This window comes from Pseudomonas sp. Pseusp18 (genome assembly GCF_059506005.1).
The window spans coordinates 317,913-332,223 of sequence record NZ_CP169240.1 but is presented as its reverse complement, the minus strand read 5'-3'; the positions used below and the strand labels follow the sequence as shown (position 1 = coordinate 332,223).

The window sequence follows — 14,311 nt, the reverse complement described above, 5'->3', positions numbered from 1 at the left end:
CCGAGGTCCGAAGTGAAAACTGCTGTCGCCCCACTCGCCCATGAAATCCCGCCCGCCGCGCTGAATGATGTCGTCGCTGAACACAACGAGATCTACATCGAGAAAGGCACACCGATGTTTATGCGCACGGTGCTGGCGCTGTTCTCCGGAGGCTTCGCGACCTTTGCCCTGCTCTACTGCGTGCAGCCGATGATGCCGCTGCTGTCCCGCGAGTTTTCCATCAATGCGGCCCAGAGCAGCCTGATCCTGTCGGTCGCCACCGGCCTTCTCGCCATCGGCTTGCTGATCACCGGCCCCATCTCCGATCGCATCGGGCGTAAACCGGTGATGGTCGCCGCACTGTTCGCCGCCGCACTCTGCACCATGGCCAGTGCGATGATGCCGAGCTGGCAAGGCGTGTTGGTGATGCGGGCGCTGGTCGGGCTGTCGCTCAGCGGTCTGGCGGCGGTGGCAATGACTTACCTGAGTGAAGAAATTCACCCGCAGCACATCGGCCTGGCCATGGGCTTGTACATCGGTGGCAACGCCATCGGCGGCATGTGTGGACGCTTGATCGTCGGGGTGCTGATCGACTTCGTCAGCTGGCACACGGCAATGCTGGTCATCGGCGGCCTGGCGCTGATTGCCGCTGCGGTGTTCTGGAAAATCCTCCCCGAGTCGCGCAATTTCCACGCCCGCTCGCTGCACCCGCGTAGCCTGCTCGACGGCTTCACCATGCACTTTCGCGACGCCGGCCTGCCGCTGCTGTTTGTCGAAGCGTTCGTGCTGATGGGTGCGTTCGTTACCCTGTTCAACTACATCGGCTATCGCCTGCTGGCCGAGCCGTATCACATGGACCAGGCCTTCGTCGGGCTACTCTCGGTGGTGTACCTGTCGGGCATCTACAGCTCGGCGAAAATCGGCGCCCTGGCCGACCAGCTCGGCCGGCGCAAAGTGCTCTGGGCAACCATTGTGGTGATGCTCGCGGGCCTTGCGTTGACGATGTTTACGCCCCTGCCAGTAGTGATCTTCGGCATGCTGGTCTTCACCTTCGGCTTCTTCGGCGCGCATTCGGTGGCCAGCAGCTGGATCGGTCGTCGCGCGACCAAGGCCAAGGGGCAGGCAACGTCGTTGTACCTGTTCAGCTATTACGCCGGGTCGAGTATCGCGGGGACGGCGGGCGGCATGGCCTGGCATCTGGGTGGCTGGAACGGGATCGGGCTGTTCATCAGCGGATTGCTGGTGATTGCGCTGTTGGTGGCGTTGAAATTGGCGAAGTTGCCGCCGTTGGAGAATTTGAAAGCTTAAGGCTGCGATCTTTTGATCTTGATGCAAAAACGCCCGGCAAATGCCGGGCGTTTTTTTTATCGGGTGACGATCACTCGTGATACTGCGCCGACAGCTCATGCACCGCGCGCAGGAATGCACCGGCATGCTCCGGATCAACTTCCGGCGTAATGCCATGGCCGAGGTTGAACACGTGGCCACTGCCCTTGCCGTAGCTGGCGAGGATCCGGCCGACTTCGGCGCGGATGGCTTCTGGCTTGGCGTAAAGCACGGTCGGGTCCATGTTGCCTTGCAGGGCGACTTTGTTGCCGACGCGTTGGCGGGCTTCGCCAATGTCACAGGTCCAGTCCAGGCCCAGCGCATCGGCGCCGGCGTCGGCGATGCTTTCCAGCCACAGGCCGCCGTTCTTGGTGAACAGGATGACCGGCACTTTGCGGCCTTCGTGTTCGCGGATCAGCCCGCTGACGATTTTGCGCATGTAGGCCAGGGAGAATTCCTGATACGCCGCCGCCGAGAGATTGCCGCCCCAGGTGTCGAAGATCTGCACCGCTTGCGCGCCGGCCAGGATCTGGCCATTGAGGTACGAGGTGACCGACTGCGCGAGCTTGTCCAGCAGCAGGTGCATGGCTTGCGGGTTGTCGTAGAGCATGGCCTTGGTCTTGCGGAAGTCTTTCGACGAACCGCCTTCGACCATGTAGGTGGCCAGGGTCCATGGGCTGCCGGAAAAACCGATCAGCGGCACGCGGCCGTTCAGTTCGCGGCGGATGGTGCTGACGGCGTCCATCACATAGCCGAGGTCTTTCTGTGGATCAGGAATCGGCAAGGCTTCGATGTCAGCCAGGGTGCTGACGACTTTCTTGAAGCGCGGACCTTCGCCGGTCTCGAAGTACAGGCCTTGGCCCATGGCATCGGGGATGGTCAGGATATCGGAGAACAGGATCGCCGCATCCAGTTGCGGATAGCGGTCGAGCGGTTGCATCGTGACTTCGCACGCGAACGCCGGGTTCATGCACAGGCTCATGAAGTCACCGGCCTTGGCACGGCTGGCGCGGTATTCAGGCAGGTAGCGGCCGGCCTGGCGCATCATCCACACGGGGGTGACGTCTACGGGTTGCTTGAGCAGGGCGCGGAGGAAACGGTCGTTCTTCAGGGCAGTCATGTCGGCATCCGGAAAAAAAGTGCGGGCATTTTCTCAGAGCGCGACGCAAAAGGCACGGCGAGAGCCGATCCTTTTGTCTATCGGGTCAATTTGTCGCGGTTTCGGCATCGAAAGATCGTTCCCACACAGAGCGTGGGAACGATCAGTGGAGGGTTAAACGCCCAGGTAATCCAGGATCCCTTCAGCGGCATTGCGGCCTTCGAAGATCGCCGTCACCACCAGGTCGGAACCGCGCACCATGTCGCCACCGGCGAAGATTTTCGGGTTGCTGGTCTGGTGCTTGTACTGGCCTTGCTCCGGCGCCACGACGCGGCCCTGGCTGTCGGTCTGGATGCTGAACTGCTCGAACCACGACGCCGGGCTTGGACGGAAACCAAACGCGATGACCACGGCGTCGGCCGGGATGATCTCTTCGGAACCCGGGATCGGCTCGGGGCTGCGACGGCCACGGGCGTCCGGTTCGCCGAGACGGGTCTCGACCACCTTCACGCCTTCGACACGGTCTTCACCGACGATTGCGATCGGCTGGCGGTTGTAGAGGAATTTCACGCCTTCTTCCTTGGCGTTCTTCACCTCTTTGCGCGAGCCCGGCATGTTCGCTTCGTCACGACGATAGGCACAGGTCACCGCCTTGGCGCCCTGACGAATCGAGGTACGGTTGCAGTCCATCGCCGTGTCGCCGCCGCCCAGCACCACCACCTTCTTGCCTTTCATGTCGACGAAATCTTCCGGCGACTTTTCAAAGCCCAGGTTGCGGTTGACGTTGGCGATCAGGAAGTCCAGCGCATCGTGCACGCCCGGCAGGTCCTCGCCGGCGAAGCCGCCCTTCATGTAGGTGTAGGTGCCCATGCCCATGAAGACCGCATCGAATTCTTCGAGCAGTTGTTCCATGGTCACGTCCTTGCCCACTTCGGTGTTCAGGCGGAACTCGATGCCCATGCCGGTGAAGACTTCGCGGCGATTGCTCAGCACGGTCTTTTCCAGCTTGAACTCAGGAATGCCGAAGGTCAGCAGACCGCCGATTTCCGGGTTCTTGTCGAACACCACCGGCGTCACACCGCCACGCACCAGTACGTCGGCACAGCCCAGGCCCGCAGGGCCCGCACCGATTACCGCAACACGCTTGCCAGTCGGCTTGACCTTGGACATGTCCGGACGCCAGCCCATGGCGAACGCGGTGTCGGTGATGTACTTCTCGACCGAACCGATCGTCACCGCACCGAAACCGTCGTTGAGGGTGCAGGCACCCTCGCACAGACGATCCTGAGGACACACCCGGCCGCAGACTTCCGGCAGGGTGTTGGTCTGGTGCGACAGTTCGGCGGCCTGGAGGATGTTGCCCTCGGCCACCAATTTGAGCCAGTTGGGAATGAAGTTGTGCACCGGGCACTTCCATTCGCAATACGGGTTACCGCAACCCAGGCAGCGGTGGGCCTGGTCGGCCGACTGCTGGGGTTTGAACGGTTCGTAGATTTCCACGAACTCTTTCTTGCGTTGACGCAACAGTTTCTTCTTCGGATCCTTGCGCCCGACATCGATGAACTGGAAGTCGTTATTCAGACGTTCAGCCATAGTTAAAACCTCATCAAACTCTTCAGGCGCATATCACTGCGGGTTGGCACGGGTGCTGGAAAGCAACGATTTCAGGTTGGCAGCCTTGGGCTTGACCAGCCAGAAACGACGCAGATAGTCATCGAGGTTTTCAGCGAGGTTACGACCCCACTCGCTGTCGGTTTCCTCGACGTATTCGTTCAGCACGCGTTGCAGGTGGCTGCGATAGGCTTCCATCGCCTCACCGCTGATCCGCTGGATTTCCACCAGTTCGTGGTTGACCCGGTCAACGAAGGTGTTGTCCTGGTCGAGCACGTAGGCGAAACCGCCGGTCATGCCTGAGCCGAAGTTGTAACCGGTCTTGCCCAGAACGCAGACGAAACCACCGGTCATGTACTCGCAGCAGTGATCGCCTGTGCCTTCCACCACAGTGTGAGCACCGGAGTTACGCACCGCGAAACGCTCGCCCGCGGTGCCGGCGGCGAACAGCTTGCCGCCGGTGGCGCCGTACAGGCAGGTGTTGCCGATGATGGCACTGTCCTGAGTCTTGTAGAGGCTGCCTTTCGGCGGAACGATGACCAGTTTGCCGCCGGTCATGCCTTTGCCGACGTAGTCGTTGGCATCGCCTTCCAGGTACATGTTCAGGCCGCCAGCGTTCCACACGCCAAAGCTCTGACCCGCCGTGCCTTTGAAGCGGAAGGTGATCGGCGCGTTGGCCATGCCCTGATTGCCGTGCTTGCGAGCGATTTCACCGGAGATCCGCGCGCCGATGGAGCGGTCGCAGTTGCAGATATCCAGGGCGAAATCGGCACCGCTCAGGTCATTGATTGCCGAGGTGGCCATGTCGACCATTTTCTCGGCCAACAGGCCTTTGTCGAACGGCGGGTTGCGGTCGACCTGGCAGAATTGAGGCTTGTCTGCCGGGATGTGATCGCTGCCGAGCAACGGAGTCAGGTCCAGGTGGTTCTGCTTGGCGGTCTGGCCTTCGAGGACTTCCAGCAGATCGGTACGGCCGATCAGCTCTTCGAGGGAGCGCACGCCCAGCTTGGCCAGCCACTCACGGGTTTCTTCGGCGACGTAGGTGAAGAAATTCACCACCATGTCGACGGTCCCGATGTAGTGATCCTTGCGCAGCTTCTCGTTCTGAGTCGCAACGCCGGTGGCGCAGTTGTTCAGGTGGCAGATACGCAGGTATTTGCAACCCAGGGCGATCATTGGCGCGGTGCCGAAGCCGAAGCTTTCAGCGCCGAGGATCGCGGCCTTGATCACGTCGAGGCCGGTTTTCAGGCCACCATCGGTTTGTACCCGGACTTTGCCGCGCAGGTCGTTGCCACGCAGGGTCTGGTGGGTTTCGGCCAGGCCGAGTTCCCACGGTGCGCCCGCGTATTTGATCGAGGTCAGTGGCGATGCACCGGTGCCGCCGTCGTAGCCGGAGATGGTGATCAAGTCCGCGTAGGCCTTGGCCACACCGGCCGCGATGGTGCCGACGCCCGCTTCTGCCACCAGTTTCACCGAAACCAGCGCATTCGGGTTGACTTGTTTCAGGTCGAAAATCAGCTGCGACAAGTCTTCGATCGAATAGATGTCGTGGTGCGGCGGAGGCGAAATCAGGGTCACACCCGGCACTGCGTAACGCAGCTTGGCGATCAGACCGTTGACCTTGCCGCCTGGCAACTGACCACCTTCGCCGGGCTTGGCACCCTGGGCGACTTTGATCTGCAGCACTTCAGCATTGACCAGGTATTCCGGAGTCACACCAAAGCGGCCAGTGGCGACCTGCTTGATTTTCGAGCTCTTGATGGTGCCGTAGCGCGCCGGGTCTTCGCCGCCTTCGCCGGAGTTCGAACGCGCACCGAGGCGGTTCATGGCTTCGGCCAGGGCTTCGTGGGCTTCCGGCGACAGAGCGCCCAGCGAAATACCAGCGGAGTCGAAGCGCTTGAGCACCGATTCCAGAGGCTCGACTTCGCTGATATCCAACGGCGTGTCGAGGGTCTTGACCTTGAGCAGGTCGCGGATCATCGACACCGGGCGGTTATCCACCAGTGACGTGTATTCCTTGAACTTGCTGTAGTCACCCTGCTGCACAGCGGCTTGCAAGGTGTTGACCACGTCCGGGTTGTAGGCGTGATATTCGCCACCGTGGACGAACTTCAACAGACCGCCCTGCTGGATCGGTTTGCGCGGGCTCCAGGCTTCGGCCGCCAGGGCTTTCTGCTCGGCTTCAATGTCGACGAAACGTGCACCCTTGATGCGGCTTGGCACGCCACGGAAGCTCAGTTCGCAGACTTCTTCGGACAGACCGATGGCCTCGAACAGCTGCGCACCGCGGTACGACGTGATGGTCGAGATGCCCATCTTCGACAGGATCTTGAGCAGGCCCTTGGTGATGCCTTTGCGGTAGTTCTTGAACACCTCATAGAGGTCGCCCAGCACTTCACCGGTACGGATCAGGTCGCCCAGCACTTCATAGGCCAGGAACGGGTAGACCGCCGAGGCGCCGAAACCGATCAGCACCGCGAAGTGGTGCGGATCACGAGCGGTCGCGGTTTCCACCAGAATGTTGGAGTCGCAACGCAGGCCTTTTTCGGTCAGGCGGTGGTGCACGGCACCGGTCGCCAGCGAAGCGTGGATCGGCAGCTTGCCCGGAGCAATGTGACGGTCACTCAGTACGACCTGGGTGCGACCGGCGCGAACGGCTTCTTCAGCCTGATCGGCGACGTTACGCACCGCGGCTTCGAGACCGACGCTCTCGTCATAGTTGAGGTCGATGATCTGACGCTCGAAGCCTGGGCGATCGAGGTTCATCAGCGAGCGCCACTTGGCCGGAGAAATGACCGGCGAGCTGAGGATCACGCGCGAGGCGTGTTCCGGCGACTCCTGGAAGATGTTGCGCTCGGCACCGAGGCAGACTTCCAGCGACATGACGATGGCTTCGCGCAGCGGGTCGATCGGCGGGTTGGTGACCTGCGCGAACTGCTGACGGAAATAGTCGTACGGCGTACGCACGCGTTGGGACAGCACGGCCATCGGCGTATCGTCGCCCATCGAGCCGACTGCTTCGTAGCCTTGCTCGCCGATCGGACGCAGCACTTGGTCGCGCTCTTCGAACGTGACCTGGTACATCTTCATGTACTGCTTGAGCTGATCGACGTCGTAGAACGCCGAACCGTGGTCGTTGTCTTCCATGGTCGCCTGAATGCGCAGGGCATTCTTGCGCAGCCATTGCTTGTACGGATGACGGGACTTCAAGCGGTTGTCGATGGCGTCGGTGTCGAGGATCTGACCGGTTTCGGTGTCCACGGCAAAGATCTGGCCAGGGCCGACTCGCCCCTTGGCAATCACGTCTTCAGGCTGGTAGTTCCAGACACCGATTTCCGACGCCAGGGTGATGAAGCCGTTCTTGGTGGTGACCCAACGCGCCGGACGCAGGCCGTTACGGTCGAGCAGGCACACCGCGTAGCGACCATCGGTCATTACTACGCCAGCCGGGCCGTCCCACGGTTCCATGTGCATCGAGTTGTATTCGTAGAACGCACGCAGGTCCGGGTCCATGGTTTCGACGTTCTGCCACGCAGGCGGAATGATCATCCGCACGCCACGGAACAGGTCGATGCCACCGGTGACCATCAGCTCGAGCATGTTGTCCATGCTGGAGGAGTCGGAACCGACACGGTTCACCAGCGGGCCGAGTTCATCCAGATCCATCAGATCATTGGTGAACTTGGTGCGACGGGCCTGCGCCCAGTTGCGGTTGCCGGTGATGGTGTTGATTTCGCCGTTGTGGGCAAGGAAGCGGAACGGCTGCGCCAGCGGCCATTTCGGCAGCGTGTTGGTCGAAAAGCGCTGGTGGAACACGCAGATCGAAGTTTGCAGGCGCTGGTCGCTCAGGTCTGGATAGAAGGCGGTCAAATCCGCCGGCATCATCAGGCCTTTGTAAATAATGGTCTTGTGGGAAAAGCTGCAGATGTAGTGATCGACATCGGCGGCGTTGGCCACGGACGAACGACGACGGGCGCTGAACAGCTTGATCGCCATGTCCTGATCGCTCAGGCCTTCACCACCGACGAACACTTGCTCGATCAGCGGCAGGCGCTCGAGGGCCAGGCGGCCGAGGACGCTGGTGTCGATCGGCACTTTGCGCCAGCCGACCAGGGTCAGGCCTTCGGCCAGGATTTCGCGGTTCATGTTCTCGCGAGCGGCTTCGGCTTTCACCGGATCCTGGTTGAAGAAGACCATGCCCACGGCATATTGCTTGGGCAGTTCGACGCCGAAGGTTTCCTGGGCGATGGCACGCAGGAACACATCCGGCTTTTGAATCAGCAGACCGCAACCGTCACCGGTCTTGCCGTCGGCGTTGATCCCACCGCGGTGGGTCATGCAGGTCAGGGCCTCAATGGCCGTTTGCAAAAGGGTATGACTGGGCTCGCCCTGCATATGGGCTATCAGGCCAAAACCGCAGTTATCCTTGAATTCATCTGGTTGGTACAGACCTGCTTTCATAGACACTTTCTCACCAGGCTGCCTCTTTTCGAGGCAAATTTCTTTTCAATTCAACCAGTTACCATCCACGCCGAACGTACGCCAGCTTTGCGGGGCAAAAGGGAGGTCATTGTACACACCGACACAGAGGCCCACAAATTTGACGACGAAATGTCGCAAATCTATGTCGCATTTGTGAAAGGTTTAAAGCGATATGCTGTGCTAGTCAAAACTTTTTTAATTTTGACCGCAGCGACTCAAAGACTACTGTGACGCAGACACCACAAGGCACGCGGTCTGTAGAGACGGCATGCGCTTGTAGAAATTTTGAGGTGCTTGGAGAGGCGGCCTGGGTAAGGCCGCCGAATCTTCAGCGAGTTGTTGCCAGTTCCTGTTGGACGCTGGCGACAGTGCGAGGCCAAGGTTTACCAGCCTGAACCTTCGCTGGCAAGGCCTTGATGGCAGTAACGGCTGCATCGCGGTTGGCGAAGCTACCGTAGGTGATGACGTAAAGCGGCTTGCCGTTGAGCACTTTCTTGAAATAACGGTACTCGCCGCCCTGCTCCTTGACGAAGTTTTGCGCGGTCGATTCGGAGCTGGTGCCAAGGATCTGCACTACGTAGCTGCCCGGTGCCTGGCCTGCGTACCAGCTGCCACCAGCGGCTTTGGCCACGGCAGCTGGTTTCTCGGCGGGTTTGGCCACGACGGCCGGCTTGGCGGGCGCTGGAGCCGGTTTGGCAGCCGGTGCAGGCGCTGGCGCTGGCTTGGTCACAGGCGCGACAGGCTTGGCGGTCGCGATTTGAGTCGGCGCAGGCGTCGGCTTGGCGGCCGGTGTTGGCGCGGGCCCCGCTGGAACGCCTGCCGGTGGCGCAGTGGTGGTCACGGTCGGCGGTGTGGCGCTGGAGCCTTCGACCGGTACGCCATCATCGCCTTCGGTAATGCCTCCGGCCGCTTCGGCCAACGGACCACGCATCACCGGCTGCGAGTTACCGACCAGCGGTAATGGCATCGGTTGCGTGTTACCGGCGAATTCCACAGCGGGAGCGCCGCCACTGTTAGGTTTTGGCGTGCCCTGACCCAACGGCAGTTGCGCTTGTTCGTTGGCAGGCGCGCCGGTGGTCGGTGCTTTGTTGCGACCCGGCATCAACCAGGCGGCAGCTACCGCGACCACGACGACGGCGGAAATTGCCAATACGTGTTTCTTCGGCATGTTGAACCCCATACTTGGACGCTTGACCGCTGAGCGGCTGGCAATCATGGCTTCGATCATTGCATCGCGGGCAACCTGGTTGATGTTGCCAGGCCAACCGTCGGAGCTTTCGTGAATATCAGAGATCTGATCCGCGGTGAAAAGTTCGATTCCCCGGCCAGCACCTTCGAGACGCTGATCCAGATATTCGCGGGTTTCTTCTTCGGTGTAGGGCTGCAATTCGATGACGTGAAAACGCTCTTCCTCGAGGCTCAGCGCATCAAGTTGAGCAATCAGCGAGGACTCACCGAACAGGAATACATGCGGACGACCTTCCGGCGCGCCGGCAGCCAGGGCCAACAAGGCTTCCAGTGCAGACTCGTCGAGTTGCTCGGCGTCATCCACCAGTAAATAGACTTCCTGCCCCGTGAGCGCAAGCTGCACCACTTGAGCCAGGATCGCACCGATCTCGGCCTGGGCAACGTCCAGCGCCTGAGCCACTTGATTCAGCACGCCAGCGGCATCGCCGGCGCCACGGGCGGAAACCACCACGCTCTGCACTGACTGTTTGTTGGTGCTGGCTACCAGGGCCTGACGCAACAGGGTTTTGCCGCTGCCTTGCGGGCCGGTGACCACCAGCAGCAACTGGCTGTAGCGAGCCAGGTGGTGCAACTGGCCCAGCACCGGCTTGCGCTGGGCCGGGAAGAATTTGAAGCCAGGCACCCGTGGAGCGAAAGGGTCATGACTTAACTGGTAATGGCCGAGGAAAGCCTCGTCGGCATGCAAACTAGTCATCGGGATCTTATTAACCTTTAAGCTGAGCCAGGGCGCGGTAATCCGCTCCCAGCGTGGCCTGTAAAACCTCTTTCGGATAATCGTCGGTCACCACTGCTTCGCCCATGTGGCGCAGCAGCACCAGGCGCAAACGACCGTCGATCACTTTCTTGTCAATTGCCATGTGTTCGAGAAAATCGGCTTCGGTCATCTCTTCCGGCGGAATGACCGGCAGGCCGGCGCGCTGGAACAGGCGAATACCGCGATCACGCTCTTCTTCGCTGATCCAGCCCAGGCGCGCGGACATTTCCAAAGCCATCACAGTGCCAGCAGCGACTGCTTCACCATGCAACCAGACACCATAGCCCATATGGGTTTCGATCGCGTGGCCGAAGGTATGCCCCAGGTTCAACGTGGCACGCACGCCGGTCTCTTTCTCGTCGGCACCCACCACTGCCGCCTTGGCCGCACAGGAACGTTCGATGGCGTAAGTCAGGGCGGCCTGGTCCAGGGCGCGCAGGCGATCGACGTTTTCTTCGAGCCAGGTCAGGAACGGCTCGTCGCAGATCAGCCCGTACTTGATGACTTCTGCCAGCCCGGCAGACAGTTCACGGGCCGGCAGGGTATTGAGGGTGGCGGTATCGATCAGCACCACGTTGGGCTGATAGAAGGCGCCGACCATGTTCTTGCCCAGCGGATGATTGATCCCGGTCTTGCCGCCCACCGAAGAATCGACTTGCGACAGCAATGTGGTCGGCACCTGGATGAAATCGACGCCGCGCTGGTAGCAGGCCGCCGCAAAGCCGGCCATGTCACCGATCACGCCGCCACCAAGGGCAATCACCGTGGTGCGACGGTCGTGCCGAGCGGTCAGCAGGCCATCGAAAATCAGTTGCAGGGTTTCCCAGGTCTTGAAGGCTTCGCCGTCGGGCAGCACCACGGAAATGACCGAAAACTGCGCCAGACTGCGGGTCAGACGCTCGAGGTAGAGCGGCGCGACGGTCTCGTTGGAGATGATCGCCACCTGCCGCCCGCGAATATGCGGGGCCAGCAGCTCAGGTTTATCCAACAAACCTTCGCCAATATGAATCGGGTAGCTGCGCTCGCCTAGATCGACCTTGAGTGTCTGCATGTGTCCCCACAGTGAAGATGGAATCAGGCGTCCTGCCTTGAGTTTACGAATTCCATGGCGTCTGCTGGTGTGACGCCGTCCGGTAGCCATCCGCCACAACCTTGAGCGGCTGCGACAGGACGCCGAGGATAGCGCATTTCGCCCCGTGCATTAACGGGGCGGCAGCTGCTGCAAGCGTTCGAGAATATCGAGCACCACCATCCGCGGCGGCCGCTCATCGGTTTCCACCACCAGGTCGGCGATTTCCCGATACAGCGGGTCACGGATCGCCAGCAAGTCCCGCAGGGTCTTGGCCGGATCGGCGGTGCGCAGCAGTGGCCGATTGCGATCGCGAGCCGTTCGGCCCACTTGCTGCTCGACAGACGCGTGCAGATAGACCACCCGACCACCGGCGTGCAGCGCCCGACGATTGGCTTCGCGCATTACCGCTCCGCCACCGGTCGCCAACACTACGCCGTCGGACGCGCACAGCTCGGCAATCATCGCCTGCTCGCGGTCACGAAAGCCCGGCTCGCCTTCTTTATCGAAAATCCACGGGATATTGGCGCCCGTGCGCAATTCAATTTCCTTATCGGAATCTTTGAACGGCAGGCGCAGCTCTTTGGCCAGCAACCGGCCGATGGTGCTTTTTCCAGCCCCCATCGGTCCAACAAGAATCAAATTTCGCACAGAATCAATGACTCACAGCAATCGCCTGATTGTTCATGATACGCGGAGTGAGAAATACCAGCAGCTCGGATTTTTTCTCCGAAACCACGTCACGCCGGAAAAGGCGGCCAAGATACGGCACATCACCGAGAAATGGCACCTTATCTACAACCTTGCTCTGAGTATTTGAGAAAACCCCACCAATCACGATGGTCTCGCCGTCGTTGACCAATACCTTGGCGTTGACCTCGTTTTTCTTGATCGGCGGTACATCCTGCACTTTGTTCAGGTAGTCCGGTTCGTCCTTGGTGACCTTGACCTCCATGATGATGCGGTTGTCCGGGGTGATCTGCGGCGTCACTTCCAGGGACAGCGAGGCTTCCTTGAACGACACTGAAGTGGCACCGCTGGAGCTGGCTTCCTGATAGGGGATTTCGGTGCCCTTGAGGATTTTCGCGGTTTCCTTGTCAGACGTGACCACCTTGGGCTGCGAGACGATTTCCCCGTTGCCGGTTTTCTCCATGGCCGTCAGCTCAAGATCCAGCAGCACATTGTCGGTAATGAAAGCGATGCCGATCCCCGAGGTGTTGGAGGAAGTCCCAAGGTCGACGAACGGCGAGTTGGTGCTGGTGCTGCCCGGCGTGCCGACGGTGGTCGAAGAGCCGTTGACCCCGGAGCCGTTCCAATTACCCTTCTGCACCGAACCGCCCCAGCGCACGCCGAGGCTTTTGTCGTAATCGACGTTGGCCTCAACGATGCGCGCCTCGATCATCACCTGACGCACCGGAATATCCAGCTGTGCAACGATGCGACGCAGTTCGTCGAGGCGGTCCTGGGTCTGGTAGGCAATGATGTTGTTGGTCCGCTCATCGACAGTGATTGAACCGCGCTCGTCGACTTTCGCCTCGGCGCTGGTCACCGACTGGAACAGTTTGGCGATATCCGCGGCCTTGGCGTAGTTGACCTGCAACAGTTCGCGACGCAGAGGCGCCAGTTCGGCGATTTGTTTCTGCGACTCCAGTTCCTGACGCTCCCGGGCGGCGATTTCATCGGCCGGCGCTACCAGCAACACATTGCCAATCTTGCGCTTATCCAGGCCTTTGGTTTTCAACACCAGGTCCAGCGCCTGATCCCACGGCACATTCTGCAGGCGCAACGTGATGCCGCCCTGCACCGTGTCACTGGCCACCAGATTGAGGTTGGTGAAATCGGCGATCAGTTGCAGCACCGAGCGCACATCGATGTCCTGGAAATTTAGCGAGAGCTTTTCGCCGCTGTAGGCAAAACGTTCGGCGTTGCGTTTTTGCAAGTCATCGACCGTCATCGGCCGGATGCTGACGGTCAGTTTGTTATCGGTCTGGTAGGTCGAATAATCGAAGGCGCCGCTGGGCTCGATACTGATGATGGCCCGGTCGCCCGTGGCGCTGGCGTTGACGAACTGCACCGGGGTAGCGAAATCCTTGACGTCGAGACGGACGCGCAACCGCTCAGGCAATTGGGTTTTGGTGAAGCCGACGATGATCTTGCCATCGCGTTCCTGAATGTCCGGGGCGATGGACGGATCCGACAGATCGATAACCACGTTGCCTTCACCCTGGGTGCCACGCTGGAAATCCACGCCACGAATAGCCTTGCCCACGGGAGCACTGGCTCTGGCGGGCGCGGGTACCGCCGTGGCCGCGCGTGGTGCGCTGGCAATCGGTTTGGACGCCTTGTTACCGGCCGCCTGCCCGACAACCACAAACAGGTTGTTGCCTTCGACGCGTGCGTTATACGGAGTCAGCTGAGTCAGACCGATGATCAGCCGTGTGCGGTCCTTGGCTTCCACCACCGTGGCGCTGCGGGCATTGCCGCTGCCCAGGTCTCGACTCTTGCTCGCCAGTTGGCTGGTAACGCCCGGCAGGTCCAGCGCAATCCGCGCAGGCTGCTCCGTCGTATAGCCATGCGGCTGCGGTGGCGGCCCGTCGAACGACAACTTCAGCTCGACACGGTCACCAGGCAGCGCGGCGACATCCAGCGCTTTGAGGTTGGCCGCCTGTACCAACGGCGACAGAAACGCTATCCATAGCGAAATACCGAAGGTTGAGAAAATCCTGTTCATTGTTCGAGTTCC

At 60.6% G+C, this 14,311-nt stretch carries 8 protein-coding genes; 1 reads left to right on the top strand and 7 read right to left on the bottom strand.

Annotated elements, in window-relative coordinates; translation table 11 throughout:
• Window positions 1-12 precede the first annotated feature (12 nt).
• On the top strand, window positions 13-1,287 hold the full coding sequence (locus ACEN9A_RS01415) for an MFS transporter (RefSeq protein ID WP_258672098.1): 1,275 nt from the start codon (window positions 13-15) through the stop codon (window positions 1,285-1,287).
• Window positions 1,288-1,357: 70 nt separating this feature from the next.
• Here ACEN9A_RS01415 and hemE read toward each other — a convergent pair whose 3' ends face one another.
• The 7 genes from hemE to ACEN9A_RS01380 form a co-directional block, all read right to left on the bottom strand.
• Complete coding sequence (gene hemE, locus ACEN9A_RS01410) at window positions 1,358-2,425, bottom strand: uroporphyrinogen decarboxylase (RefSeq protein ID WP_018928609.1); 1,068 nt, start codon at window positions 2,423-2,425, stop codon at window positions 1,358-1,360.
• 153 nt (window positions 2,426-2,578) lie between these two features.
• Window positions 2,579-3,997, bottom strand: a complete 1,419-nt coding sequence (locus ACEN9A_RS01405; protein ID WP_007936832.1) for an FAD-dependent oxidoreductase — start codon at window positions 3,995-3,997, stop codon at window positions 2,579-2,581.
• A 33-nt stretch (window positions 3,998-4,030) separates the two neighbouring features.
• A complete protein-coding gene (gene gltB, locus ACEN9A_RS01400) occupies window positions 4,031-8,476 on the bottom strand; it encodes a glutamate synthase large subunit (protein WP_258672097.1) in 4,446 nt (1,481 codons plus the stop codon).
• A gap of 349 nt (window positions 8,477-8,825) precedes the next feature.
• Window positions 8,826-10,439 (bottom strand): AAA family ATPase, encoded by a 1,614-nt coding sequence (locus tag ACEN9A_RS01395; protein ID WP_019650780.1) that lies wholly within the window; start codon window positions 10,437-10,439, stop codon window positions 8,826-8,828.
• 10 nt (window positions 10,440-10,449) lie between these two features.
• A complete protein-coding gene (gene aroB, locus ACEN9A_RS01390) occupies window positions 10,450-11,550 on the bottom strand; it encodes a 3-dehydroquinate synthase (protein ID WP_019581861.1) in 1,101 nt (366 codons plus the stop codon).
• A gap of 150 nt (window positions 11,551-11,700) precedes the next feature.
• On the bottom strand, window positions 11,701-12,219 hold the full coding sequence (aroK, locus tag ACEN9A_RS01385; RefSeq protein ID WP_019581860.1) for a shikimate kinase AroK: 519 nt from the start codon (window positions 12,217-12,219) through the stop codon (window positions 11,701-11,703).
• A gap of 4 nt (window positions 12,220-12,223) precedes the next feature.
• Window positions 12,224-14,299 (bottom strand): type IV pilus secretin PilQ, encoded by a 2,076-nt coding sequence (locus ACEN9A_RS01380; protein WP_258672095.1) that lies wholly within the window; start codon window positions 14,297-14,299, stop codon window positions 12,224-12,226.
• Window positions 14,300-14,311: the final 12 nt, after the last annotated feature.